Source organism: Bifidobacterium catenulatum PV20-2, assembly GCF_000800455.1.
Lineage (GTDB): Bacteria > Actinomycetota > Actinomycetes > Actinomycetales > Bifidobacteriaceae > Bifidobacterium > Bifidobacterium kashiwanohense_A.
In genome coordinates, this window is record NZ_CP007456.1 from 2,032,894 (window position 1) to 2,057,440 (window position 24,547).

General features: G+C 57.6%; 19 protein-coding genes. 5 read left to right on the forward strand and 14 right to left on the reverse strand.

Annotated features, from left to right (window positions below; translation table 11 throughout):
- Positions 1 to 139: 139 nt before the first annotated feature.
- Complete coding sequence (locus tag AH68_RS08730) at positions 140 to 898, reverse strand: hypothetical protein (RefSeq protein WP_039199278.1); 759 nt, start codon at positions 896 to 898, stop codon at positions 140 to 142.
- Positions 899 to 1,072: 174 nt separating this feature from the next.
- On the opposite strand from AH68_RS08730, the gene AH68_RS08735 reads away from it, so the two are divergent.
- The 4 genes from AH68_RS08735 (at position 1,073) to valS (ending at position 7,106) form a co-directional block, all read left to right on the forward strand.
- Positions 1,073 to 1,834, forward strand: a complete 762-nt coding sequence (locus tag AH68_RS08735) for a winged helix-turn-helix transcriptional regulator (protein ID WP_039199280.1) — start codon at positions 1,073 to 1,075, stop codon at positions 1,832 to 1,834.
- A gap of 167 nt (positions 1,835 to 2,001) precedes the next feature.
- Positions 2,002 to 2,631, forward strand: coding sequence for an endonuclease III (nth, locus tag AH68_RS08740; RefSeq protein ID WP_052189211.1), 630 nt, complete (start codon positions 2,002 to 2,004; stop codon positions 2,629 to 2,631).
- Between the two features lie 99 nt (positions 2,632 to 2,730).
- A complete protein-coding gene (locus tag AH68_RS08745) occupies positions 2,731 to 4,293 on the forward strand; it encodes an ABC transporter substrate-binding protein (RefSeq protein ID WP_144245780.1) in 1,563 nt (520 codons plus the stop codon).
- 80 nt (positions 4,294 to 4,373) lie between these two features.
- Entirely contained in the window at positions 4,374 to 7,106 is a 2,733-nt protein-coding gene (valS, locus tag AH68_RS08750) for a valine--tRNA ligase (protein ID WP_039199287.1), read from the forward strand.
- A 391-nt stretch (positions 7,107 to 7,497) separates the two neighbouring features.
- Here valS and AH68_RS08755 read toward each other — a convergent pair whose 3' ends face one another.
- The 13 genes from AH68_RS08755 to AH68_RS08815 all read right to left on the reverse strand — a co-directional run bounded on the left by AH68_RS08755 (position 7,498) and on the right by AH68_RS08815 (position 23,475).
- Complete coding sequence (locus tag AH68_RS08755; protein WP_236682400.1) at positions 7,498 to 9,432, reverse strand: hypothetical protein; 1,935 nt, start codon at positions 9,430 to 9,432, stop codon at positions 7,498 to 7,500.
- Between the two features lie 107 nt (positions 9,433 to 9,539).
- Positions 9,540 to 9,953 (reverse strand): chorismate mutase, encoded by a 414-nt coding sequence (locus AH68_RS08760; RefSeq protein WP_039199290.1) that lies wholly within the window; start codon positions 9,951 to 9,953, stop codon positions 9,540 to 9,542.
- Positions 9,954 to 9,977: 24 nt separating this feature from the next.
- Positions 9,978 to 10,454 (reverse strand): Lrp/AsnC family transcriptional regulator, encoded by a 477-nt coding sequence (locus AH68_RS08765; protein ID WP_039199292.1) that lies wholly within the window; start codon positions 10,452 to 10,454, stop codon positions 9,978 to 9,980.
- Positions 10,455 to 10,834: 380 nt separating this feature from the next.
- Positions 10,835 to 12,937: a transcription termination factor Rho gene (gene rho, locus AH68_RS08770; RefSeq protein ID WP_039199294.1), complete on the reverse strand. Its 2,103-nt coding sequence runs from the start codon at positions 12,935 to 12,937 to the stop codon at positions 10,835 to 10,837.
- A 269-nt stretch (positions 12,938 to 13,206) separates the two neighbouring features.
- Complete coding sequence (locus AH68_RS08775) at positions 13,207 to 14,796, reverse strand: NAD(P)/FAD-dependent oxidoreductase (protein ID WP_039199296.1); 1,590 nt, start codon at positions 14,794 to 14,796, stop codon at positions 13,207 to 13,209.
- 188 nt (positions 14,797 to 14,984) lie between these two features.
- Complete coding sequence (locus tag AH68_RS08780; protein ID WP_003833998.1) at positions 14,985 to 15,296, reverse strand: DUF2469 domain-containing protein; 312 nt, start codon at positions 15,294 to 15,296, stop codon at positions 14,985 to 14,987.
- Entirely contained in the window at positions 15,296 to 16,411 is a 1,116-nt protein-coding gene (locus tag AH68_RS08785; RefSeq protein ID WP_039199297.1) for a GNAT family N-acetyltransferase, read from the reverse strand. The genes AH68_RS08780 and AH68_RS08785 overlap by 1 nt, the downstream gene beginning before the upstream one ends.
- Before the next feature lie 282 nt (positions 16,412 to 16,693).
- A complete protein-coding gene (gene gatB, locus AH68_RS08790; RefSeq protein ID WP_003833994.1) occupies positions 16,694 to 18,190 on the reverse strand; it encodes an Asp-tRNA(Asn)/Glu-tRNA(Gln) amidotransferase subunit GatB in 1,497 nt (498 codons plus the stop codon).
- Between the two features lie 25 nt (positions 18,191 to 18,215).
- Entirely contained in the window at positions 18,216 to 19,745 is a 1,530-nt protein-coding gene (gene gatA / locus AH68_RS08795; protein WP_039199299.1) for an Asp-tRNA(Asn)/Glu-tRNA(Gln) amidotransferase subunit GatA, read from the reverse strand.
- Between the two features lies 1 nt (position 19,746).
- On the reverse strand, positions 19,747 to 20,043 hold the full coding sequence (gatC, locus tag AH68_RS08800; RefSeq protein WP_003833990.1) for an Asp-tRNA(Asn)/Glu-tRNA(Gln) amidotransferase subunit GatC: 297 nt from the start codon (positions 20,041 to 20,043) through the stop codon (positions 19,747 to 19,749).
- Positions 20,044 to 20,335: 292 nt separating this feature from the next.
- Positions 20,336 to 21,019 carry a TrmH family RNA methyltransferase gene (locus AH68_RS08805; RefSeq protein ID WP_395947839.1) on the reverse strand — a complete coding sequence of 228 codons (684 nt, stop codon included), beginning with the start codon at positions 21,017 to 21,019 and terminating at the stop codon, positions 20,336 to 20,338.
- 407 nt (positions 21,020 to 21,426) lie between these two features.
- Positions 21,427 to 22,077, reverse strand: coding sequence for a type I phosphoribosyltransferase (locus AH68_RS08810; RefSeq protein WP_039199302.1), 651 nt, complete (start codon positions 22,075 to 22,077; stop codon positions 21,427 to 21,429).
- Positions 22,078 to 22,140: 63 nt separating this feature from the next.
- Positions 22,141 to 23,475: a DNA recombination protein RmuC gene (locus AH68_RS08815; RefSeq protein ID WP_039199305.1), complete on the reverse strand. Its 1,335-nt coding sequence runs from the start codon at positions 23,473 to 23,475 to the stop codon at positions 22,141 to 22,143.
- A 172-nt stretch (positions 23,476 to 23,647) separates the two neighbouring features.
- Between AH68_RS08815 and AH68_RS08820 the strand changes: the two genes are divergently transcribed.
- Complete coding sequence (locus AH68_RS08820; protein ID WP_039199307.1) at positions 23,648 to 24,523, forward strand: copper-transporting ATPase; 876 nt, start codon at positions 23,648 to 23,650, stop codon at positions 24,521 to 24,523.
- Positions 24,524 to 24,547: the final 24 nt, after the last annotated feature.

A 24,547-nucleotide genomic window follows, 5' to 3' on the forward strand; every position in this document is an offset into this window, starting at 1 on the left:
TCAGATAAAAACAGATATACAAACTACAGCAAAAGCCCGTAATCGCACATGATTATGGGCTTACATTACCGCTTGCCGCAAATACTTGCGATATTTTCCTGCGCTTTCGCGTTTTCTCGCGATTGCAGGAATCACACTATTAGAACATGACGGTCGCGTACGATGCGATACCGACCACAATTCCGGAAATCATAACTGGCAACAGCGCGATGCCAATCCACGGATTCTTGAATTGCGGATCAGGATCGGCATTACGATTCCACCAATACGAGCACACATCGAGCGCGACGATCAGCAACAGCGACACGATCACGGAGACAATCCACGCCGGACTCATGGCAAACTCGGTAGAAGCCGCATTTTCGCCGGAACGAATCGGCAGCAGCGTTGACAAGAAACACCAGCCCGCGCTGCCAATCATGACAACGCCTTCCACAACATTGTGCGACAGCGAACGAATCAGATGCGTACGGTTCTCACGCGCCATCTGACGCCCGAACGAAACCACAATCAGCAGGATTAGCAGACCGCCAACACCGGCAATCCAACCTTCCTGCATCCAAAATGTGTCTTCATCACCCAAACCGGCGGGGAAAATCGCACGTCCAAGCATCACCGTCGTGGCACACACCACGGAAAGCAAGCCCGCAACCACGGAAATCACATGCCCCGCAACACCATCGCGGAACGGGTTAAACACGGCAAGCAGCGCAATCATCGCCACGGAAGCCACAACGGCGAACGACACGATTGCAGGCTCTTCCGCATTCCCGTAGGAAATGCCGGGAATCAGCGCAAGCACAACCAGCACCACATATGCGGCGATTTGAACGGCAAGAACCTTGCCGAACGAGGCTTTCTGAGCCGACTTGACGGCAACTTTTTCAGAGGCGGTCATTTCGTCCCCTTTTCATGATTTTCCATAGTGTGGTCATTACGTATGCAATACCATTAAATGTAGCCGCAAGTGTCCACATAGTTCAGATAAAATTAACGAAACGCCGATAACACACAACAAGAGTACAATCGCGGCAACGATACAAAACCAGTGCAAGAGACAAAGGGAGCTAACGTGACGGATCTGACGCTTATGACGTTCGCTAGCGACCCAGCTACCGTGCTTCCTTCTCTGGCGCTGCTTTCTCACCGCGTGCGCGTGCTGCCGATGGATGCGGCGAGCCTGGTAAAAATGCCGGAAAGCACCATTCTTTTCCTTGACGCGCGAGACGACTTGGCCACGGCGAAAACGCTGTGCCGCCTGATCCACGCCTCCGGACTTTCCACGCCGATCGTACTCATCCTCACCGAGGGCGGGTTCACCGTGGTCAATTCGCAGTGGGGCATCGCCGACGTGGTAGTGGCGTCCGCCTCCCCGGCCGAGGTCGAGGGGCGTCTTCGCCTGGTGTCGGAGCGCGGCAACTCGCCGATCAACGCAATGTATGGTTCCGGTGACTCGGGCGTGCAGAACGAAGACGGCATGATCCACTCCGGAGACTTGGTGGTGGACACCAACGGCTACACGGCAAGCCTGCACGGGCATCCGATCGACTTGGCATACAAGGAGTTCGAGCTCCTCAAGTATCTCGTGCAGCATCCGGGGCGCGTGTTCACCCGCGCGCAGCTGCTGCAGGAGGTGTGGGGCTACGACTATTACGGAGGCACCCGTACGGTTGACGTGCATATCCGTCGCCTTCGCGCCAAGCTGGGCGGCGAATACGAGCATGTAATCGGCACCGTACGCAATGTCGGCTATCGTTTCGATCCTCCCGAAGAGGAAGAGGGCGAAGCCGCAGCCAAGGATGCCGCAGCCCGTAACGCTTCGGACGAAGGCTGATTTTCTTACTATCCGCTTGATTTGCAGACGATTTGCAATATCTGCTTTTTGCAATTACTCGCGATTTGGCTGTCGGCTATTTCACTTTCGTGCACGCGGTTGCACTATTCATGCGACGGTAGACTGGTAGCGTGCCCAAGGAATCGAAACAAGCGCGACTATCACGCATGCATCAGGAATACGCAGTATTGTGCGAGGAGATTCCGCATCCGAAGTGCGCGCTGAATTTTTCGAATCCTTTTGAATTACTGGTGGCGACCGTACTGAGCGCGCAAACCACCGACAAGCGGGTGAATATGGTCACACCGGAATTATTCGACGAATATCCGGGACCAGACGCACTTGCGAGCGCCAATCCCGAACGCGTGGAAAGCATCATTCATTCCATCGGATTTCATCGTACGAAAGCAAAGAACATCATCGGACTTTCTTACGCATTGTGCGAACGGTTCGATGGCGAAGTGCCGCAAAATATGGACTCTTTGACAAGTCTGCCGGGCGTGGGGCGCAAAACCGCGAATGTGGTGCTTGGGAATGCTTTTGGCGTGCCGGGTTTTCCTGTTGACACGCATGTGATTCGTGTGACCGGTCGACTGCGCTGGCGTTCGGATTGGGCGAGCGGCTCTCCTGATCCCAAGGCCATTGAACGTGAGATCACCGCATGCTTCCCGCCCGAGGAGTGGACTGATCTGTCTCACAGGCTGATATTGCACGGTCGTGCCATATGCCATGCTCGAAAGCCGGACTGCCTGAACTGCCCGCTTAACGACACCTGCCCCAGCGCATTCGCAGCGTAGTTCCGCATCGGACCTTCCAACGGGGGTCTCCCACCCGCTGGAACAATCACCCCGTAGATGCGGCACCCGCTGTAGCATGTGTCAACTAGACTCGGCAGCATGGAAGTCACCATGGAAGAAGAAAACGGGCGGGAAGCCAAGCTAAAAGCTGAAGTCACGCGGTGGCTGGTCTTTTTCGGCGTCGCCATCATGCTCAGCGTCATGACCTGGCTGGGCTGGTCGCTGACGAACCGCAAAAGCCCGATCGCATCATTCACCACGCTCGTTTCCGACTCCTCCGTCGCCATCGGCATCCAAGGCAGCGCGCCGGAATCGCTTGACATCCGCAGAGAACAAGACACCGCGCTGGAGCAGGCACTGCTCGAAAACGTGTACGAAACCTTGGTGTCACGCAGCGAAACCAACAAACTGCAGTCGTCAATCGCCAAATCATGGCAGATTTCCGACGACGGACTGACCTACACGTTCACGCTCAACACCAACATGACCTTCGCCAACGGTCACAAACTCGACTCGTCGGACGTGGTCTGGTCGCTGCAAAACGTCATCAACAACAATTACGTGGACGCCGACCAGCTCGGCGATCTCAAGGAAATCACCAATCCCGACGAAAACACAGTAGTCATCACTCTTAATCAGCCAAATCCAAGGCTTTTGCGCGCACTCAGCGGGCGCGCCGGCATCGTCTACGACGAGGAAAGCAAGGCGAATTACAGTAATAAGGCCGTGGGATCGGGCCCGTTCACCGTGGCGAGCACGTCGAAATCGCAGATCGTGCTGCAACGCAACGACTCGTATTGGGGCACCAAGGCCGCAGCATCGCAAATAACGCTGTATTACTACGCTTCCGAAGATTCCCTGGTCAGCGCCATGGAAGCCAAGAAAATCAGTATGGCGTTGCCGTTGAGCGCATCGACGGCGGACGAGCTCAACCAACAAAGCGGCATCAATTCCGACAGCGGCATCAGCTTCGACAAAGTGATGCTCGCCTTCAATAACAGCGCCGAAAGCCCATTCTCCGACGAGCAGATCTGCAAAATGACACGGTACGCCATCGACGCCCAATCCATCGCCAAAGACGCTCCGGACGCCTATTCGCCGCTCGGCGGTCCGATCAGCCCGCTGGAAGACGGCTATGAGGACTTAAGCGAACTGTTCCCATACAATCTTGAACAGGGTCAGCAGATGCGCAGCTATTTCGGCGCCTCCTATATCGCCGACATCGATCTGCTGGTGCCCAAAGAATACGAGCAGATCGGCAATACCGTGAAATCGGCGATCGAACAGCTCAATATCGGCGTCAATATGGAAGTGCTTGATTCCGCGGCACAAGTCACGGAACGCATGAACGCCGGCACGTACAATATCGCGCTCACCACCATGAGCGGCGAAAACGATGCGAGCGTATTCACCGACGGCCAAAGCGTGTTCCATTATGAGAATGGCGATGCGCAGCAAGCATATGCGGATGCGATGGCAGCCACCAACGACAACGATTATCAGGATCGCATGCGCACGTATGCACGCACCGTCAGCGAGAACGCGGCAAGCGACTGGCTGTACACGCGTAAGAATTTCATTGCGGTAAGCGACCAGTTGCAGGGATATCCGAAAAATCTGACCGACCGACTGCTTCCGTTAAGCAGAATAAAACTGCACTGATTTTCCTGCGATTATTTCGCGATTTCGGCATTCGGTTGCGGTTCCGTAAGTTGTCACATTCGCTTTCTAGACTAGCGTTTATGACTGAAAGCCAAGATAATACCATCAACGCGAACCTCACGCCGCTGCCCGACAAGGTCGGCGTGGACGGTCTCGAAGACAAGTGGCGCGGAGTCTGGGACGAAAACGAAGTCTACAAGTTCCAGGGCACCCGCGACCGCAAGGCCGTCTATTCCATTGACACCCCGCCGCCCACCGTTTCCGGCCACCTGCACGTGGGCCACGTGTTCTCGTACACGCATACCGATGTGATCGCGCGATTCAAGCGCATGAACGGCTACGACGTGTTCTATCCGATGGGCTGGGACGACAACGGCCTGCCGACCGAACGCCGCGTGCAGAACTATTACGGCGTGCGCGTGGACACCTCCCTCAAGTACGATCCTGATTTCGTGCCGCCATTCGAAGGCACCGATGGCAAGAAGATCGACGCCAAGGATCAGGTTCCGATCTCCCGTAAGAACTTCATCGAACTGTGCGAGAAGCTCACCGCTCAGGATGAGAAGCAGTTCGAGGCGCTATGGCGCTCCCTCGGTCTGTCCATCGACTGGACGCAGACCTACCACACCATCGGCGAGCACCCGCAGCGCGTGGCTCAGAAGGCATTCCTGCGCAATCTAGCCCGCGGCGAAGCATACCAGAAAGATGCTCCGGGTCTGTGGGACGTGACCTTCCAGACCGCAGTGGCTCAGGCCGAACTGGAATCCCGCGAGTACCCGGGCTTCTACCACAAGGTGGCCTTCCGTTTCGAAGACGGCACTCCGATCTACATCGAAACCACCCGTCCGGAACTGCTGGCGGCCTGCGGCGCACTGATCGCGCATCCGGACGATGAGCGTTACAAGCAGTATTTCGGCCAGTACGTCTACTCCCCGCTGTTCCACGTGAAAGTGCCGATTCTGGCGCACAAGGCCGCAGAAATGGACAAGGGCGCAGGCATCGCCATGTGCTGTACGTTCGGCGACGTGACCGACGTCGAATGGTGGCGCGACCTGAATCTGCCGTTACGTTCCATCATCCAGCGCAACGGACGCATCGTCATGGACACCCCGGATTGGATCGAAGACGAGGAAGGCAAGCGCATCTTCCAGGAGACCGCCGGAAAGACGACGTTCTCCGCACGTAAGGTCATTGTCGACGCACTGCGCGAATCCGGTGATCTTGACGGTGAGCCGACTCCGACCAAGCGTATGGCGAACTTCTATGAGAAGGGCGACAAGCCGCTCGAAATCGTCACTTCCCGCCAGTGGTACCTCAAGAACGGCGGCACCGATCAGCAGCTGAACGCCGAGCTGATCGAACGCGGCCGCGAACTGAACTTCCACCCCGATTTCATGCGCGTGCGTTACGAAAACTGGGTGAACGGTCTGAATGGCGATTGGCTAATCTCCCGTCAGCGCTTCTTCGGCGTGCCGTTCCCGCTATGGTATCCGGTGAATGAAGATGGCACCGCCGATTACGATCATCCGATCGTGCCGAGCGAGGATCGTCTGCCAATCGATCCGACCGACGATGTGCCGGAAGGCTATAGCGAAGACCAGCGCGATGTGCCTGGCGGCTTCACTGCGGAGCCTGACATTATGGATACGTGGGCGACCTCGTCGCTCACCCCGCAGATCGTGACCCGTTGGGAAGAACCAGGTGAAGAGAACCAGGCGATTTTCAACGCCACATTCCCGATGGATCTGCGCCCGCAGGGTCAGGACATCATCCGTACCTGGCTGTTCTCCACCGTAGATCGCGCGCATCTTGAGAACAAGTGTCTGCCGTGGGCCAATGCCACCCTGTCTGGCTGGATTCTCGATCCGGACCACAAGAAGATGTCGAAGTCCAAGGGCAACGTGGTCGTGCCAGACAAGCCGATCAAGCAGTTCGGCGCAGACGCGGTGCGTTATTGGGCCGCTGCGGCACGTTTGGGCCTGGATGCCACCTACGACGAAGGCCAGATGAAGATCGGCCGCCGTTTGGCCATCAAGTTGCTCAACGCCACCAAGTTCGCGCTGGCCATCGGCCGTGAGGATGAGAACCATCATGTGGGCGCTCCGGCAACCGCAAACTGGAACCCTGCCGACGTGACCGAGCCGCTGGACCGCGCAGCCATGGCCAAGATGGCCCTCGTGGTGCGCGAAGCCACCGAAAGCCTCAACAACTACGAGCATTCCAAGGCTTTGGAAGTCATCGAGAACTACTTCTGGCAGTTCTGCGACGATTACATCGAACTGGTTAAGAACCGCGCATACGGCACCGCCGACGCCACCGGCCGCGTGCCGAGCGAGAAGGCTGTGAAGTCCGCCCGCACCGCACTGGGACTGGGCTTGGATGCCTTCGCACGCCTGCTGGCACCGTACCTGCCGTACGCCACCGAAGAAGTGTGGAGCTGGATGCATGAGGGCGAAGGTTCCGTGCACCACGCCGCATGGCCGAAGGCTGAAACGTACGATGCGGCCGCAGCAGCCGTCTCCCCGGAGCTGCTCACCCATGCCGGTGAAGCTCTGGCCGCGCTGCGTGGCATCAAGTCGAAGGCCAAGGTTTCGATGAAGACCCCGATCCTTTCCGTGCAGCTGGGCGTTTCCGATGAGGCACGTAAGTCCATCGAAAGCGCATTGGGCGATATCGCCGAAGCCGGTCGCGTGGTCGGACGCATCTCCTTCACCTCGCCTGCAGCATCCGAAGGTGAGGACGAGGCCGCAACCGACGTGACAATCGTTGAAAGCGAGCTGGGCGAGCCGCCGGCAAAGAAACCTAAGAAGTAATCTTCTGAAATCATATCGGCCGGCGGCTCTCACGGGACTGCCGGCTGACGGTAAAGCCTCCTTTTGTATTGCCCCGCATTGCGGATTTCGGTATCGCAAAAGGAGGTTTTATCGTATTCTTATGCTTTTCCAAATCGCAATCGATGCATGGTCGGGGTTGCGAAAATCACATTCCCTACCAGAATATGTACCCCCGTACTCGAAAAAGCCGCATTCCCGATGCGCAATCGCAGTTAACGCACGCAAGAGGGCATCAAAGCGGCGTTCCAAGCCGAAATACGTACCCCCGTATCCGAAAAACCGGGAAAACCAATACAAACCGCTCTTATTCATGAACGGGGGCCGCGCCAAAACAACCACAAATCGCACCCACCAGCGAAAAACAGCCAATCTACAGTATCGGGACAGCCAGCAAATACTGCGTGACGCCAGTCGCCTTTGCGGAGCCAGCCGACAGTCCAGACTGCATCGCACCGTCCAAAATCTCGGCCGCGGTAGCCAACTCAACCGTCTCGTCGATCAAATCGCCATTATTTGGCGCAAACTCACTTTTCGCCAAACCGTAGCCCGAAATCGGCATCGAGCCGGTGGATTCGGAACCGCCATCCGAAGCGGCGGAATCGCCCTTCTTCGTGGAGCCATCCACTCCCCCAACCTTCGCCACGTTCTTCGACGTGGCGTCCGCGGCCGCGCCGAATGACGGGCGCAATCCACCCGCATAGCTCATCACATCGTCCATGCTGATGGCGTTCTTGTCGTCAACCAAGCTGGAGGAATCGGCGGCATCGCCCTTGGCCTGCACCCGTTCCGCCTTGTGCTGAGCCTTGGCGCGCGACTTCTCGGCCTTCGCGCACAACGCATGCCCAGCCGAAACGGCGTGCATTGAATCAAGCACCGAAGAGCCGTCAGCAGCGTCGGAATCCGATGTCTCGTCATCCGAATCCAGATGGTCAGCAAACCGCACGATGATCTGATGGAACGCGCTAGCCTGCCCGATGTGCTCGCTAGCGTCCGCCAACGCAGTCATCGCGGCGGAGACCTTGTCGGATGCGGTTTTGAGCTTCTCATTGCCCTTGATGCCGGCACGCACGTCGGCGATCGCCTGGTTTTCGTATTCGGATGCGGTGCCGGTGGTGGCGCCCAGTTCCTTGAGTCGAGCCGTGTATGCGTCGGTGAAGTCCATCGAATACGGAATCATCGCGGAGGACAGCTGTGACTGGCCGACGCTGTAATCCTTGGAGCCGCGCTGCTGCTCCTCACCCGCGCGTTTGCCTAGCTCTCTCACCAGCCCGGATGTGCCGCGCTGTTCGATGGTGCGGATCACCTCGTCGACCGCATCAGCGGCACCAATATGTCGGTAGGCGGCGCTCACGTCGTTGACGGCGTTGGCAAGATCCGCCACGGACTTGGCTACAGGGGTGTCGCCGTTCAACTCGGATGCGGTGCCGAGAATGGCGGACAGCTGCGTGGAATTGCCGAGTGAGCCGGACAGATGCGTGGTATACGAGCCGACATACGCCTCGACATAGGTGTCGAACGCCTGCTCATGCGCTTTGGAACGCGTTGAGATGGTCTGTTTGGCAATCGCTTTTTCGTTGTCCCGAAGCTTTTCCAGTTGAGAAATGAGCTTGCGATTGTACTGCGAACCAACGTTGGTCAACTCGTCCACCAGCGTCGCCGCACGCTTGGTGAGATCAGGCAGCGATTGGGCGGCATCGCCATCCACCGCGGCGACGGCTAGCGAGCTCATGGAGAAGCGATTCGCCGTCACATACGTGTTAAATGTTAGATCCTCACCGGGTTTGCCGGCTGCGGCCACCAGTGTCGAAGTGTTGTCCGACGAAACGGCCACACCGTCATCAGCGGTCACGTCATTGCCGACGCGGCTGGGGATGGTGAAAGCGACGATCGGTGTCAAATCGGCCGTTTTGTCGGCATCAACGGCATGCAGGGCGATGCGAACGCCAACCATTCCGGAAGCGCCGGAAATTTCGGAAGCGCTCACATTGGGACCGTCAAGAGTGAATGTGGCGGACACTTTCCACGGCATTGCCACAGTGCCTTTGGGAACGCGCTGTGATGCGTACGATGCAGAAGTTCCGCTTTGAGTCAGGAAAAGACGGCCAGGCTTGTCGATGGATTCATACGCGCTCATCACGTCACTTTGCGTCGCTTCGACCGCATATTGCCTGTTCTGCCGCACGAACGTCGCCACATTGGCCGCATCGACGGCCACGACCGGAATCGCGGCGACAAGCGCCACAGCAGTAGCCGCGGAAAGATGGCGACGGACGTCCCGTGGATGAATCGTAAGTGCGTGACGCATGCCGGACCTCGCAATCGCAATTACAAATGCCTGAAATACTTTCCAAAGCATTCAATGTAGCGCCCGGCATGCCCCGAAATACTTGTTTTCCGCCGAAAACAGACAGGTCAGGCGAATACGTCGAGCACGCCCGGATCTCCACCGTTTTCGGCGATGCGCTTATGCCTGCGCTTAGCTTCGGTCACCACGAATTCGCGGTACATTTCGGCGATATCGGGGTCAAGACCCGCGTCGACGGCAATGCGATGCAGACGCTTGATCTGGTAATCTTCACGCTTGTAATCGGCCGGCGCGAAGCCCGCACGCGCCTTCAGCACGCCCACTTGAGACGTGTATTTGAAGCGTTCCGCCAGCAGGGAGACCATGGCCGTATCGACATTGTCGATCGACTGGCGCAACGCGGCGATTTTCGCCACGGCGTCGGCGACCTCAGGATTGCTTTGCGCGGTACTTGCATCGATGATGGTTTCGGTTTCGTGTTCTTCTTCTGGCCGAAGCCAGTCGTGTTCGCTATCGCTCATGCGTACAAGACTACCGCGCGAATGTCACTTGGAGAAGTACCGTTGCAGCACAATCGTGGTTTCCGTGCTCACCGGCACCGTCTGATGAATGACATTCAGCAGATCCTCAAGCTTGCCTGGCGAGGCCGCGCGCACCGTCAGCATGTAGCTGGGAGAACCGGCAACGGAATCGCACGACATAATGCCATCGATATCCTGCAACTTGTCGGGAATCTCGGATTCCTTGGAATAGTCGATCGGCGTAACCGCAATGTAGGCACGCACGGCAAGCCCGCGCCTCTCATCGTCAATGACGGCCTTGTAGCCGAGAATCACATCGCGACGTTCCAACTTCTGTACGCGCGACTGCACCGCGGAAATCGACAGTCCCGTAGCGTCCGAAAGCTGGGACAGCGTGGCGCGGCCATCCTCCTCCAACATGCGGAGAATGGTCTCGTCGATGTCGTCGAATTGGCCCACGTTCGCGTGCGTAGTGTCGGGTTCGTTGCCGTTGCCTGTCATACATACCCCTTTCCAACAAGCATTCTGCATCGGCCCGGCGGGACCGACTCCCCTATGCAGCTCACAGTTCGTCTATTACCATATCCACCCCAACACACAATCCGTCAACCGCGTTTTCGTAACGTTTCCGACGAATTTCGTTTTTCAATCACTTGTTTTTTATTTTTTACACATCTCCTCTTGTAAGGCAATACGTTTTTCGTCTTTCAACTTTTGCTTTCGTATTTTTTAGCATGTCGGAATTTATGTATCGCATGTCCACAACGTGATCACCCACGCATCCGCAATACCTTGCGGCTATGCGAAAGGGTCGTATGACGATTGTCATACGACCCTTGGCTTGCTTACCGCAAATTGCGATCACTCGCAACTAATTGCGCTCAATTACTGCCGTTATTCGCGGCATTGCCGCTTTGCTGGATCAGCGACGCCATGAAGTCACGGTTGGTCGCGGTCTTCTTCAGACGCGGCACGAGCGTCTGGTAGGCCTGCTCAGGCTCGAGACCGCCAAGCAGTCGGCGCAGACGGTAGATGATCGGCAGTTCCTGCGGATCGGTGATAAGCTCCTCGCGGCGGGTGCCAGAAGCGTTCACGTCGATGGCCGGGAACAGGCGCTTGTCTGCCAGTTCGCGGCTCAGACGCAGTTCCATGTTGCCGGTGCCCTTGAACTCCTCGAAAATCACCTCGTCCATCTTGGAACCGGTTTCCACCAGAGCGGAGGAGATGATGGTCAGGGAACCGCCGTTTTCGATGTTGCGGGCGGCGCCGAAGAACTTCTTCGGCGGATACAGCGCTTGGGCGTCAACACCGCCGGACAGGATACGGACGGAAGCCGGGGCCGCGATATTGTAGGCACGGGCCAGACGGGTCATGGAGTCGAGCAGCACCACCACGTCCTGACCGAGCTCCACGAGACGCTTCGCACGCTCGATGGCGAGTTCGGCGACGGTGGTGTGGTCGGAGGCCGGGCGGTCGAAGGTGGAGGAAATCACTTCGCCCTGCACCGTGCGTTCCATATCGGTGACCTCTTCCGGACGTTCGTCCACGAGCACGACCATCAGGTGAACTTCCGGATTGTTGGTGGCGATCGCGTTGGCGATGTTCTGCAGGGTGATGGTCTTGCCGGCCTTCGGTGGAGACACGATCAGACCACGCTGTCCCTTGCCGATCGGCGCCACAATGTCGATGAGGCGACCGGTGAGCTTGTTCGGCGCGGTTTCCTGCTTCAGACGCTCCTGCGGATACAGCGGGGTGAGCTTGTTAAACTGCGGACGGTTCTGCGCGGCCTCGACGGTCATGCCGTTGATGGAGTCGATGGACTGCAGGGGTACGAACTTCTGACGCTGGTTACGGCGGTCGCCCTCACGCGGGGTGCGGATGGAACCATGCACCGCATCGCCCTTGCGCAGGCCATACTTCTTGACCTGTCCCATGGAAACGTACACGTCGTTCGGGCCCGGCAGATAGCCGGAAGTACGCACGAAAGCGTAGGAATCGAGCACGTCGACGATGCCTGCGACTGGCACGAGATCCTCTTTCGGTTCCTCGTGGCGCTGTTCGCGTTCGACATTGCGATCCGTGCGCTCGTTACGGTCGGCACGATCATTACGATCATTACGCTCGCTGTTACGGCCACGGCGATCGTCACGCTCGTCATAATCGCGGTCACGTCCGCGCAGACGGCGTCCGCGACGATCCATACGATCGCCCCTGTCGCTGGCACGGCCACGGCCACGACGCGCGAAATCACCATCCTCGGTTTCGTCATGGCGCTCGTTGTCCTCGTTGCCCTGCGAAGGCAACGTGGCGAGAATATCGTCGAGATCACGCACGACATCCTCATCCTTCAACTCCTCCACCGCACGGCGACGGCGACGTGGCTCGGCATCGGCCTCATCATCCTTGCGATAGCGACGACGGTCGTCCTGCTTCGGCGAAGCATCATCCAATCCCAATTCGGCAAGCAGATCGGTGGCTGATTCCGTATCACGGCGACGACGGCGCTTCGGAGTCTCGTCGAGGCTGTCCAAAGCGTTCACAGCGGCCATAACGTCCGCAGTATCCTCGCTTGCCGGCGCTTCAGCCTGCTTACGGCGGCTGGAGCGCTCGGAACGATCAGTGCGCTCGACGCGGGTCCTTCTAGAGGTTCTGGAAGCCGGTTTTTCGGAATTCTCAACATCATCGGCCTTGACTTCGGCAGCCTCAGCAGGCTTACCGGCCTCTTCGGCCTTACCAGCCGCGACCTCAGCGTCTGCGGATGGAATTGCGGTCTGAGCTGCCGGTGCAGCCGAAGCGGCGGACGCTGCGGACTTCGGGGCGCGGACGGTCACGCCGGCCGGCGCCTCGCCGCCGGAACGAGCGGCCTGAAGCGTCGCGATAAGTTCCGGCTTACGCATGGTGGAGGTGCCACGAAGGCCCATCTGCTTGGCGAGCTCCTTGAGCTCAGGCAGTTTCATATCTTCAAGATTCGGGCTGGTTGCCACTGGTTTTGCCTTTCCTTAGCTTCCGCAGGCACACGCCCGCGACAGCTGTAAAAAAGAGATACGGAAATGTTCCGCCACTGAAAGTCCGCCGCGAAATATCACGGTTTTCGAACTTCCCTAACCATACAACGTTATCCAGACCAACGCAACGCAGGCGTGCCAACGTATTCACGCCAACCGCAAATCACAAATCACAATGCAAAAGACCCGTCATGCGATCACACGACGGGTCTTTGCCAGCAACAACAGCATGTAGGACTTACTGAAACTTACTTTTCCTCGTGGTAGCTCTTGTCGGTATTGACGGACCACACGTTCTTCTTGGACGTCTTGCCATTCTTGATATTGCCGACGGCCTCGATGGCGGTTGCCATGGAATGATCCATGTTGTTGTAGCGGTGCTGGCCGTTACGGCCGACACAGTACAGATTACCGAAGGAATCAAGGTATTCCACGAGCTCAGACATGCGGTCGTACGTGTCGAAGTAGGCCGGATACGCCTTCTTCACGCGCTCACGATGGGAATCGATCACGTCCTGCGGGCCGTTGATGATCTGCATGCGGGTGAGCTCCTGGATGGCGAACTTCTTCGCCTCCTCGTCAGACATGTTCCAGAAGGAATCACCCTCCTCGCAGAAGTATTCAAGGCCGATCCACACGGTGTTGTCAACATCCTTAACCAGATACGGGCTCCAGTTGTTGAAGATCTGCAGGCGGCCGACCTTATAGCCCGGATCCTGCACATAAATCCAGCAATCAGGCACGATCGGCGGATTGCCAAGGGTGGGAATGTCGGTGGTGTTCGGCAAGCGCAGATGATTGACGAGCAGACCGACGGTCACGAAATCACGGTACGGCAGGCCGTTAGCGATTTCGGTCATATCCTTCGGCGCGGGCTTGCTGGAAGCATCCACGGCGTTGATGAGATCCTTGACCGGCATGGAAGAAATGAAGTCGTCCGCAGCCATTTCGGTACGATTGCCTTCGGAATCCTCATACACCACGGAAGCGATCTTGCCGTCAGCCTGGCGAATCTCCACCACATTGGCATCGGTAATGACTTTCACGCCCGCGGCCTCGCAGTTGGCCTCCACGGTTTCCCACAGCTGGCCCGGACCATACTTCGGATACCAGAATTCCTCAATCAGCGAGGTTTCAACCTCAGCATTGCTGCGCTTCTTCGGCAAGAGCTTCTGGAACGCGTTCTTCAGCACGCCCATAATGCTCAGGCCCTTGACGCGCTGCGCACCCCAATCGGCGGAAATCTGGGACGGATGGCGACCCCACAGCTTCTCGGTATACCCCTCGAAGAACATGGAATACAGCTTGCGGCCGAAACGATTGATGTAGAAGTTCTCCAGATTGTCTTCCGGCAGCTTGTGCACCATGGACTTCAGATAGCTGAAACCGGCAACCAACGTAAGCTTCGGACCCATGGCCTTCAACGTGTTGGCACTCAGGGAAATCGGGTAGTCAAAGAAGTGGCGGTTCCAGTAAATACGAGACACGCGATGACGCTTGAGCATCACCTTGTCTTCGACTTCCGGATCCGGTCCGCCCGGTTCCATATCGTGCTCACGACCGAGCTTCTTGTCATCATAGCTTGGCGCGCCCTGCAGCGGCAGGACCCCCTTCCACCAATCCATGATGCGTTCGTCCTTCGAGAAGAAACGATGGCCACCAATATCCATACGGTTGCCATCATGCTTGACGGTGCGGGAGATGCCGCCGAATTCGCGGGTCGCTTCCAACACGGTCACGTCGTAGTTCTCGGAGCCACCGTCCTTGACGAGCTCCCAAGCGGCGGTCAGGCCTGCAGGGCCACCGCCGATAATCACCACGGATTGCTTTTGCGTCACTTTGAGGTCTCCTTATGAAAACAAAAATCCCTGATAGTCTACCCGAGGGTAGGGAAACGAACATCGCAACTTGTGCGAATGCTTACAAAATCAAGCCAAGTCAGGCAATGCCAAGCCGAGCTGTCTAAAACAAGCAAGGCAATATCAGGCCAAGCAAAGCGATGCGCGACCACGCACGACCATATCGACTATATGGAATCAGGAATGTCGATATCGGTTTTCTGCACTTCCTCGACATTGACGTCCTTGAAAGTGACGATACGCACATTCTTGACGAAACGGCTGGAACGATAGACATCCCACACCCACGCGTCGGTCAAACGCACGTCGAAATACACGTCCTGACCGGCGGAACGCACGTTGAAATCGACTTTATTTGCCAGATAAAAACGACGCTCCGTCTCAACAACGTAAGTAAATAATTTAATAACGTCGCGATATTCCTTATACAAAGCCAGTTCTGCGTCGGTTTCGTAATTATCGAGATCCTCGGCGCTCATCACTTACCTTCCACATCACGCTTGCGACCACGACCGAGCGTACGCCACCAAGCTTCCTTCGACGTCTTGCGCTCGCCAGCCGTATACGGCCAGCTGTTTTGATCATCGGCATCACCATTAACGGGCTTGCGATCATCACGCTCGCTTTGCCGTGCAGCATTCACGCCTTCGGCGTTCTTCCGCTTCTGCTGAGGTGCGTTCGATTCGCCTGCCGCACCGAAAGCTGTTTCCTGCGCGGATTCCGTGATGGTTGCGGACTTGGCTTCGTCTCCATGCGCGCTTTCCACATCATGCTTCACGTCCTTCTTGCTATTCAAACGAATGGCGATCGAATGCTCACGTGCGCTCAAAGCCTCCTTGACGCCCGGATTGTCTTCGATCACGTGCATGCCGAACGCGTCAAGCGATCGGATCGGATCAAACTCGTCAACCAGCGTATCCATAACGATCAAATCCTGGTAACGGTTCTGCGAGGCGTTCCACAGGGCGTCGCGGGAGCGGCCGGAAGGCACGAATCCCAACGACTGGTACACGGACACGGAACGCGTATTCTGTTCGGGCACGGCGACCCAAATGCGATGCATGCCAAGGCCTGACGGCTCCGGCGCAAGACCGTACGCCATCACGCGCGGCATGATGTCTCGCGAATAGCCACGGCCCCGGTAATCCTTGCCAAGCACCACCTGAATGCGGGCGGAACGGGCCCAACCGTCAACATCGATCAGGAAAATCATGCCGATCACATTGTCGGAATTCGCGGCATCAATCTCACCATCGCCATCATGATCGGCTTCAGTGACGATGGACCATGCGATCGTGCGACGTGATTCCGGGTCCCCCACACCGGATTCGGATGGAGCCTCGCCTTGGGACCATGCCACGGAACGACGCACCCACGCACGCACCGCGCCACGCTCGGCAACCCGGTCCTTACCGGTGATTCCGGAAGCGCCGACGTACGCCTCGATGGCGTCCATGCGGTCGAGATCCTCGATCACGGCCGGGCGCAGATGCACCATCTCGCCCTTGATAGGCGGCACAACGATACGATCCGGCAATTCACGCGACTGCTGATTCGACTGCTCCTGTGTTGCAGCCTCAAGATTCTCTGGCATTTTCCTGTCCCCTACATCATTGCAGGCACGACCGTCGCCGCACCTATACCGAGGGTATTGTACCCGACTGTATGTCAGCTGTGAATTGGCGCGGCGGCAATCGTTGTACATCTTCCTCTATCAGCATAACTTGGTATTGGAAGACACGTTGGTAATCATAAGAAAAACAACTGGCGATTACGCTCTCCCTTTCTTTCGGAAAGATAAGGAAACGCACGTCCCAAGTTTTTTGGAACGTGCGTTTTCGTGCGATTCAGCAATCGCAAGTAAACGTTGCAAACGTCACTTAATCTTGCTCATCACGATCTTGGTAACGGCCTTCGCGTCAGCCTGACCGCGAGTAGCGCGCATGACGGCACCAATGATGGCACCCATCGGCTTCATGTTGCCGCTCTTGAGCTTTTCAACGATGTCAGGATTGGCTGCGAGCGCCTCATCCACGGCCTTTTCGAGAGCGCCGTCATCAGACACGACCTGGAAGCCATGCTTCTTGACGACCTCATCCGGAGTACCCTCGCCGGCGAGCACACCTGCGACGGTCTGCTTGGCCAGCTTGTCGTTGAGCTTGCCGTCGGCGATCAACTTCTCGACTTCAGCCACATCGGCCGGAGTGATCGGCAGCTCTTCGAGGCTCACACCCTTGTTGTTGGCTTCACGGCTCAGCTCGCCCAGCCACCACTTCTTGGCACCGGCTGCGGTGGCACCGGCCTTGACGGTTTCCTCAAGCAGATCCAGAGCGTCGGCGTTGAGCACGTCGCGCATCTCCAGATCGTTAAAGCCCCACTCGCCCTTCAGGCGGTTGCGGCGCTCACGCGGCATTTCCGGCATCTGGGCCTTCATCTCTTCGATGTGCTCCTTGGTGATGTGCAGCATCACCAAATCCGGATCCGGGAAGTAGCGGTAGTCGTCGGCGTCGGACTTCACGCGGCCGCCGGCGGTGGTCTGAGAAGCCTCATCCCAGTGACGGGTCTCCTGCAGAATCTCGCCGCCTTCGGAAAGGATGGCGGCCTGACGGCGGATCTCATACTGGATGGTCTTCTCGATACCGCGGAACGAGTTCACGTTCTTGGTTTCGGAACGGGTGCCGAACGGGTCGGACGGGCTGTTGCGCAGCGACACGTTCACGTCGGCACGCATGTTGCCCTGTTCCATACGAGCATGGGAGATGTTCAACGCACGCACGATGTCGCGGATGGCGCGCATATAGGCGCCTGCGATTTCGGGGGCACGGTCTCCGGCGCCTTCGATCGGCTTGGTCACGATTTCGATCAGCGGCACGCCTGCACGGTTGTAATCAACCAAGGAGTGATCGGCGCCTTCGATACGGCCGTCAGCACCACCGACGTGGGTGTTCTTGCCGGCGTCGTCTTCGATGTGGGCGCGTTCGATCGGCACGCGGAACACGGTGCCGTCCTCAAGTTCCACATCAAGATAGCCGTTGCCATTGGTCGGCTTGTCGTACTGCGAGATCTGGTAATCGCGCGGCATATCCGGGTAGAAGTAGTTCTTACGTGCGAACTGGCTCCATTCGGCGATTTCGCAATGCAGGGCCAGACCCAGCTTGATCGCGTAATCGACGGCGGTCTTGTTGACTACCGGCAGAGAGCCCGGCAAACCAAGGCTCACCGGGGTGAGCTGGCTGTTCGGATCGCCGCCGAACGAGACTTCGGCCGGGCAGAACAGCTTCGTGGTGGTGCTCAGCTCAACATGGGTTTCCAGACCGATGACCGGGTCGAATTTCTTGACGGCATCGGCGTACTTCATCAACTTTTCAGCCATTTTGTTTTCTTTCCTCCGATGCTTCTTACTTGTTCAAGCCGTCGAGCCACGGGGTTTTCAGGGACTGCCAGATCGGACCGTTCCAGTCTTCCTCGAGAGCTGCTTCAAGAGCTGCGGCAGGCTTGTACATGGCCTCGTCGCGCTGCTGCGGAGCGAGGAACTGGAAGCCGACCGGCAAACCGTCGTCGCTCAGACCAGCAGGAATGCTCATGGCCGGAACGCCGGCAAGGTTGGCCGGAATGGTGGTGATATCGATGGCATACATAGCCATCGGATCTTCAGTCTTCTCACCGAACTTGAATGCGGTGACCGGGCTGGTCGGGCCAACAAGCACGTCGACCTTGTCGAAGGCCTTCTTGAAGTCATCGATGATCAGGGTGCGCACCTTCTGCGCGGAACCGTACCATGCATCGTAATAACCGGCGGACAGGGCGTACGTACCGAGGATGATACGACGCTTGACCTCGTCGCCGAAGCCGGCTTCACGAGTGTAGGCCATCATGTTGGCGGCGGTCTGAGGAACACCCGCCGGCGGCATGACGCGCAGACCGTAACGCATGCCATCGTAACGGGCCAGGTTGGAGCTGACCTCGGACGGCATGATGATGTAGTACGCACCGAGGGAGTACGGCAGGTGAGGCAGAGACACCTCGGTGATCTCAGCACCCATTTCCTCGAGCTTCTTGACGCCTTCGTTGAAACGTGCCATAACGCCCGGCTGGAAACCTTCGCCACCGAGCTCCTTGATCAGACCGACCTTGAGGCCCTTCAGATCACGCTTCATGCCTTCGCGGGCGGCCGCCACCATCGGGCGCGGGCCTTCCGGAATGGACGTGGAATCACGCTTGTCGTGGCCGCCGATCACTTCCTGGAGCAGGGCCGCGTCGAGCACGGTGCGGGAGCACGGGCCGATCTGGTCGAGCGAGGAAGCCATGGCGATCGCACCGAAACGGGAGACGCCACCATAGGTCGGCTTGACGCCGACGGTACCGGTCAGCGAGCCCGGCTGGCGGATGGAACCGCCGGTATCCGTGCCCAGAGCGAGCGGAGCTTCGAATGCGGCCACGGCAGCTGCGGAGCCACCACCGGAACCGCCCGGAACGCGCTCGGTATCCCACGGATTGTGGGTGGTTTGGTAGGCGGAGTGCTCGGTGGAGGAGCCCTGCGCGAACTCATCGAGGTTGGTCTTGCCCAGCAGCGGCATGCCCGCTGCCTTGAGCTTCTCAATGACGGTGGCATCGTACGGGGGCACCCAGCCTTCGAGGATCTTGGAGGCCGCGGTGGTTTCGATGCCCTTGGTGACGATCATGTCTTTGATGGCGATCGGCACACCGGCGAGTTCCGGCAGTGCGGCCTTTTCCTCATCGGACTTGGCGTCGAAGGCATCGGCCTGTTCGAGGGCCTGTTCGCCGGACACCTTCAGGAAGGCCTTGATGCTCGGCTCAGCAGCCTCGATGACTTCGAGGTGCGCTTCGACCAGCTCACGGCTGGAGACTTCCTTGGACTTGATCTTGGCCGCCATCTCAGCGGCGGAAAGCTTGACGAGTTCGCTCATGTCACTCCTCCCCCAGAATGCGCGGTGCAACGAACATGCCGGCCTCGGAAACCGGGGCTCCCGCGGTGGCCTCTTCCTGAGTCAGCGGGGTTTCCGGCACATCCGGACGCAGGTAGGCTTCCAGCGGAATCGGGTTCGCGGTTGGTTCCACATCGTCGGTAGCGACTTCCTGGACCTTGTTGATGGATTCTGCGATGACGTTCAGATCGCCCTGCAGACGGGTGATCTCCTCGTCAGTAAGTGCAATTCGGGCCAAATCGCCCAGATGCACGATTTCTTCTTTGGTGAAAGTAGGCATGTCCCTAACATTAACGCGTCTGTGTGACGAGCGCCCCGCCCATTTCGCCCATCGCCCCAGCCTCATGCTCCAACAGCAACGGCCTCGCCGAAACAGCAGCAACAGCCCAGCCACACCAGCACACCGTCCCACCAAAGTCCCGTCAAAAGCGCATCAGAAGCACATCAGGGTCGCACCAAAAGCACTCGCGCAGTCCCAAATCCCCCATCCACTGGAACAATCATCCCGCTAGCAGACCTCTAATCGTCCCGATCCTTCCAGTCACTGGAGGATTTGGAACGATAGGAGCCGGTCAGGACTGGGGCGCGGCGTGCTGAGCGATCCAGGCATGCATGGAAACCGCAGCGGCAGCTCCGGCGTTAATGGAACGCACCGAACCGAATTGGGAAATGTAGACCACGTCATCCGCCAGCTCAAGCGCTTTTTCGGACAGGCCCGGGCCTTCCGCACCAAACAACATAAGGCATCGCTTTGGGAAGCAATACGTTTCCATCGGCACCGCACCCGGAATGATGTCAAGCGCAATCACCCGCGCAGCCTTCAGCTCGGCAATACGCTGATCAATCGCCGCAAGCTGCGTCATATAGGCCAACTTGTTCCCATTTTCAGCGCTAATTGCGGCTGAAACATCCATTGAAATGCCAGATGGAGCACACTCAGCAACACGGCCTTCATTCAGTGAGGCGGCATCGTTCATACCGGCACCGTGCCCACTTTCCGCATTTTCGTGCATATGTAATGCGATTGCGGAGGCTTGCGATTGTGCCGCCGCAATTTCTCCGGCAATGCGCAGCTTCCAGCACTCGACCAGTTCGGTTATGGAAGGGTGGTTTTCGACATGCTGGTACAGTTCCGTCATCAACGCGCCCTTGCGATTCCACTTATGAGGACCGACGATATGCACGCGTTTTGCCTGAAATGCGTTGGCAGTGCGCACCATCGATCCGATATTGAAATCGTGCGTCCAGTTTTCCACGGCAACCTCAAAATCATGGCGCCCATGAGCGTCAAGATCGTCTTTGATAGCCGAAACCGTCCAGTAACGATACCGGTCAAGCACGTTGCGACGATCACCCTCGTCAAGCAGAGACGAGTCGAACCGACGATCGTAATTCGGCGATTGCGGATCATCCGGACGGGGCTCGCCAAGATGCGCTTCAGCCCACGGCCCTACGCCCACTTCACGAAAGACTGGCTCTCCGGATGCTTTCGCTGCAATATCGATGGGATTAGGCTGATGCACGCGATTTCTCCTCACAACTCATTAATCAATCCAACTAGACGCAAAGTCGTGAAACGTTCCGTGAAACACGATATTTAGCGTCATCGAACCACCAATACAACCGAAAAGCTGCGGTACCTCGATACTTAGCGTCGCGACACTTAGTGAAGTTCCGATTCCTTGAATACTTCCACAAACGGCAGATCGGATTCGCTTCCGTCAACCGGATTGATGACCTTGATAGAAGGCGACGCCATATCGACGCCACCAATCAGCGATGCGACGGCAAGCACTTCGGCGCCCTCGTTTTTCACCACGGAGAAGTCAAGGCTCAGCTCGTTGCCATTGCGCAACGTAACCAACGAGGACGTCTGCACATACGACTTTTCAGACAGCCAGGAATCCAACAAAACCACGCGCTTGCCCGCAATCGAAGGCCCCTTTATGGACGGATACACGAAATCCATCACGAAACCGTTAAGGTTCTCCCCACGCGAAGCGGCCGCCTGAATCATGGCGGACACCAGCGGAACCGCGGCCGCGGTCAACGCACCCACCGCGTCGAAATCGTCTACGGAATAACCGGCCTCTTCCAACGTGTCCAACAGGATATGCCCAACGATCGAAGCGCCACGATGGTCGAACAGCACGGAGGAAAGCTCCGAGAATGGCTTGTCGGCCATTTCAGCCTGCAACAGCGACTTTAGCTGGTCACGCGGCTCAAGCATGGCGAAATCGATGTCGCTATGAACGGGAGCATCAGCAGTCGCAGCAACCGACTTGGTCTTACGGAAAGTCTTCTCTTCGGTCATGCTCCTAGCCTATCCTTTCGGCTCGTCAAACCTTATCTCATACCGACACGTATCAGGCAAAGATTACTGTGCACTGGTTTCGGGAGCGTTGAGTTCGCGGACATCAGCCTTTTCTGGCGCGATCATGTTCACGGGTTCGATGATTCTGCTCTGGTCGACGCGCTGCAGCTTGCGTGCGGTGACCAGCACGCGCGATTCCAGTGACGAGGCGAACGCATTGTAGGCACCGACCGTTTTGGTGATGGCGGATCCCAGCTTGGTGGCACGGTCCCCGAGCACGGCGAACCGTTCATACAATTCGCGAGACAGGTCGAACAGCATTTTCGCGTCATCGGTCAGGCTTTGCTGCTGCCATGCGTACGCCACGGACTTCAGCACCGCCCATAAGGTAATCGGCGAAGTCAAGGCAACCTTGCGCGCAAACGCGTCGTCCATCAGCGTCGGATCGGTTTCCAAAGCCGCCTGCAGCAAGGATTCGTTGGGAATGAAGGCGATCACGAAGTCCGGCGCGTCGTCGAACGCATTCCAATAGGCCTTGTCGCCCAAAGTTTTCACATGCTCACGCACCGCCTTGGCATGCGCATGCAGCAATTCCGACTTTCGTGCCAACTCCTCAGGCGTGGCGGTATCGGGAATTTCACACGCTTTCTGATAGTCGGCATATGGGGCCTTCGCATCGATCGGAATGGTTTTGCCGCCCGGCATGTGGATGATCATATCCGGACGCTGCGTGCGGCCATCCGCATCGGTGACGACCACCTGCGTATCGAAATCCACATGCTCCAGCAGCCCGGCGGATTCCACGATATTCCTCAACTGCGCCTCACCCCACGCGCCGCGCACCTTGTTGTTACGCAATGCGGACGACAGGGCGTTGGTCTCGCGGTCAAGACGGGCCTGCTGCTCGCCAAGGCCCTTGAGCCGCTCGCCAAGCGCACCCATTTCCCGCTTGCGACCCTCTTCGATTTGCGAAACCTTCTGCTGCAGGGCATCAAGGTTCTTCTGCACGGGCGCGAGCGCGGACAATACCTTGCTCTGCTCCTGCAGCTTTCGTTCGTTTTCGGCCTGCTTGCGTTCCGCTTCGGCCGCGGCACGCTCACGTTCACGCTCCACACGTTCCTGTTCGGCCCGCTGGGCCTGCGCGAGCTGCGATTTGAGATAGGTCAACTGTTGGGCTAACCCTTCCGCCTGCGTGCGGTATTGGGTCACCGATGTGGACAATTCGCTGATTTCCTGCCGATCAGCTTCAATCTGCGCTTTCGCCTCGTTAAGATCAGCGGTTTTCGCATCACGGGCCATTTCCTGCCCTTTGGAACGGCCCGCAAAAAAGCCGGCCGCGGCTCCAAGCGCGGCCACAACCACCAGAAGAATCACCACAAACACAGGATTGTCGAACATATGTTCTATGTAACAGCATGCCCAAGACATCATGGAAGATCAAAGTTCGCAAGACATCCGCGTCCAGCTGCATTATGCTTGGAGCCGAAAGCATGCTCACGAACATGCGGCAACGCGAGCACGCTGAATATTCGAGAGGCACTCAAGAGGCAATCCGGGGGTTCGGAAACACATGGGATTCGATTTGTTTATGACGGTGGCGGTGATTGTTGCGGCGGCCGTGGCCACTTGGGCCATCCTCAGGCTATTCCTAAGCGAAAACGATGACATAGCCCCCTCCCACCAACGCATCCCCGATGAAAAGCCCGCCAAGAATCACACCGAAAATCACACTGAAAATCCAGACGAGGCAGCCGGCGCAACACACCGAAGCGACATCGCCAAGCGTCTCGCCATCGCAACCATACTGACCATTCCCACATTCACCGTAACCATGCTGACATTCGGCGGCATCACACTTCCCCACTGGCTGGCCAATCCATGGCTGCACGCCATCATCGCCACGCCGGTCATGTTCTATTGCGCCGCGCCGATGCACAATCGTGGCACCGCCGCCCTGAAAAACCGCATGCCCAACGCGGATTCGCTGCTATCGCTCGCCATGACCGTCGTGTACGTCTACAGCCTGCTGGCGTGCGTGGTGTCATGGATTTTCCCCGCAGGGTCACGCAATCAATATTTCGCTTTCGCAAGCATGGTCGTCGTGCTGTCGCTTGCGATTTCGCTGATCGAGCAACGTCCCATGACAAAGAAAGCATCGGAAGGCGATATTCCGACCGCACAATCGCAAGAAATACAATCGCAAGAAACACAAGAAACACAGCAAAGCATGGATACGCTTATCCAGGCCAGCATCACATATGAGATTCGCACGCGGGTAACGCAGATTACCGCAACCGTGACGATGATCATCGCGGTATGGACGTTCGCTTTGTGGCTGATTTTCGGACTTCAGCCGAAGCTTGCGATTGCCGTGTTGATCGGCGCGACGGCTTTGACGGTCGCAGGCTTGGTTTTGCAGGCATATGACCGCCAACCGTCACGGTAAAACGGTTTTCGCAAAAAAAATCGC

What these genes read in the sequence shown, in the direction of transcription:
- AH68_RS08730 (WP_039199278.1), bottom strand. Translation starts at nt 898, where the DNA reads ATGACCGCCTCTGAAAAAGTTGCCGTCAAGTCGGCTCAGAAAGCCTCG.
- nth (WP_052189211.1), top strand. Translation starts at nt 2,002, where the DNA reads ATGCATCAGGAATACGCAGTATTGTGCGAGGAGATTCCGCATCCGAAG.
- AH68_RS08745 (WP_144245780.1), top strand. Translation starts at nt 2,731, where the DNA reads ATGGAAGTCACCATGGAAGAAGAAAACGGGCGGGAAGCCAAGCTAAAA.
- valS (WP_039199287.1), top strand. Translation starts at nt 4,374, where the DNA reads ATGACTGAAAGCCAAGATAATACCATCAACGCGAACCTCACGCCGCTG.
- AH68_RS08755 (WP_236682400.1), bottom strand. Translation starts at nt 9,432, where the DNA reads ATGCGTCACGCACTTACGATTCATCCACGGGACGTCCGTCGCCATCTT.
- AH68_RS08760 (WP_039199290.1), bottom strand. Translation starts at nt 9,953, where the DNA reads ATGAGCGATAGCGAACACGACTGGCTTCGGCCAGAAGAAGAACACGAA.
- AH68_RS08765 (WP_039199292.1), bottom strand. Translation starts at nt 10,454, where the DNA reads ATGACAGGCAACGGCAACGAACCCGACACTACGCACGCGAACGTGGGC.
- AH68_RS08780 (WP_003833998.1), bottom strand. Translation starts at nt 15,296, where the DNA reads ATGAGCGCCGAGGATCTCGATAATTACGAAACCGACGCAGAACTGGCT.
- AH68_RS08785 (WP_039199297.1), bottom strand. Translation starts at nt 16,411, where the DNA reads ATGCCAGAGAATCTTGAGGCTGCAACACAGGAGCAGTCGAATCAGCAG.
- gatB (WP_003833994.1), bottom strand. Translation starts at nt 18,190, where the DNA reads ATGGCTGAAAAGTTGATGAAGTACGCCGATGCCGTCAAGAAATTCGAC.
- gatA (WP_039199299.1), bottom strand. Translation starts at nt 19,745, where the DNA reads ATGAGCGAACTCGTCAAGCTTTCCGCCGCTGAGATGGCGGCCAAGATC.
- gatC (WP_003833990.1), bottom strand. Translation starts at nt 20,043, where the DNA reads ATGCCTACTTTCACCAAAGAAGAAATCGTGCATCTGGGCGATTTGGCC.
- AH68_RS08810 (WP_039199302.1), bottom strand. Translation starts at nt 22,077, where the DNA reads ATGACCGAAGAGAAGACTTTCCGTAAGACCAAGTCGGTTGCTGCGACT.
- AH68_RS08815 (WP_039199305.1), bottom strand. Translation starts at nt 23,475, where the DNA reads ATGTTCGACAATCCTGTGTTTGTGGTGATTCTTCTGGTGGTTGTGGCC.
- AH68_RS08820 (WP_039199307.1), top strand. Translation starts at nt 23,648, where the DNA reads ATGGGATTCGATTTGTTTATGACGGTGGCGGTGATTGTTGCGGCGGCC.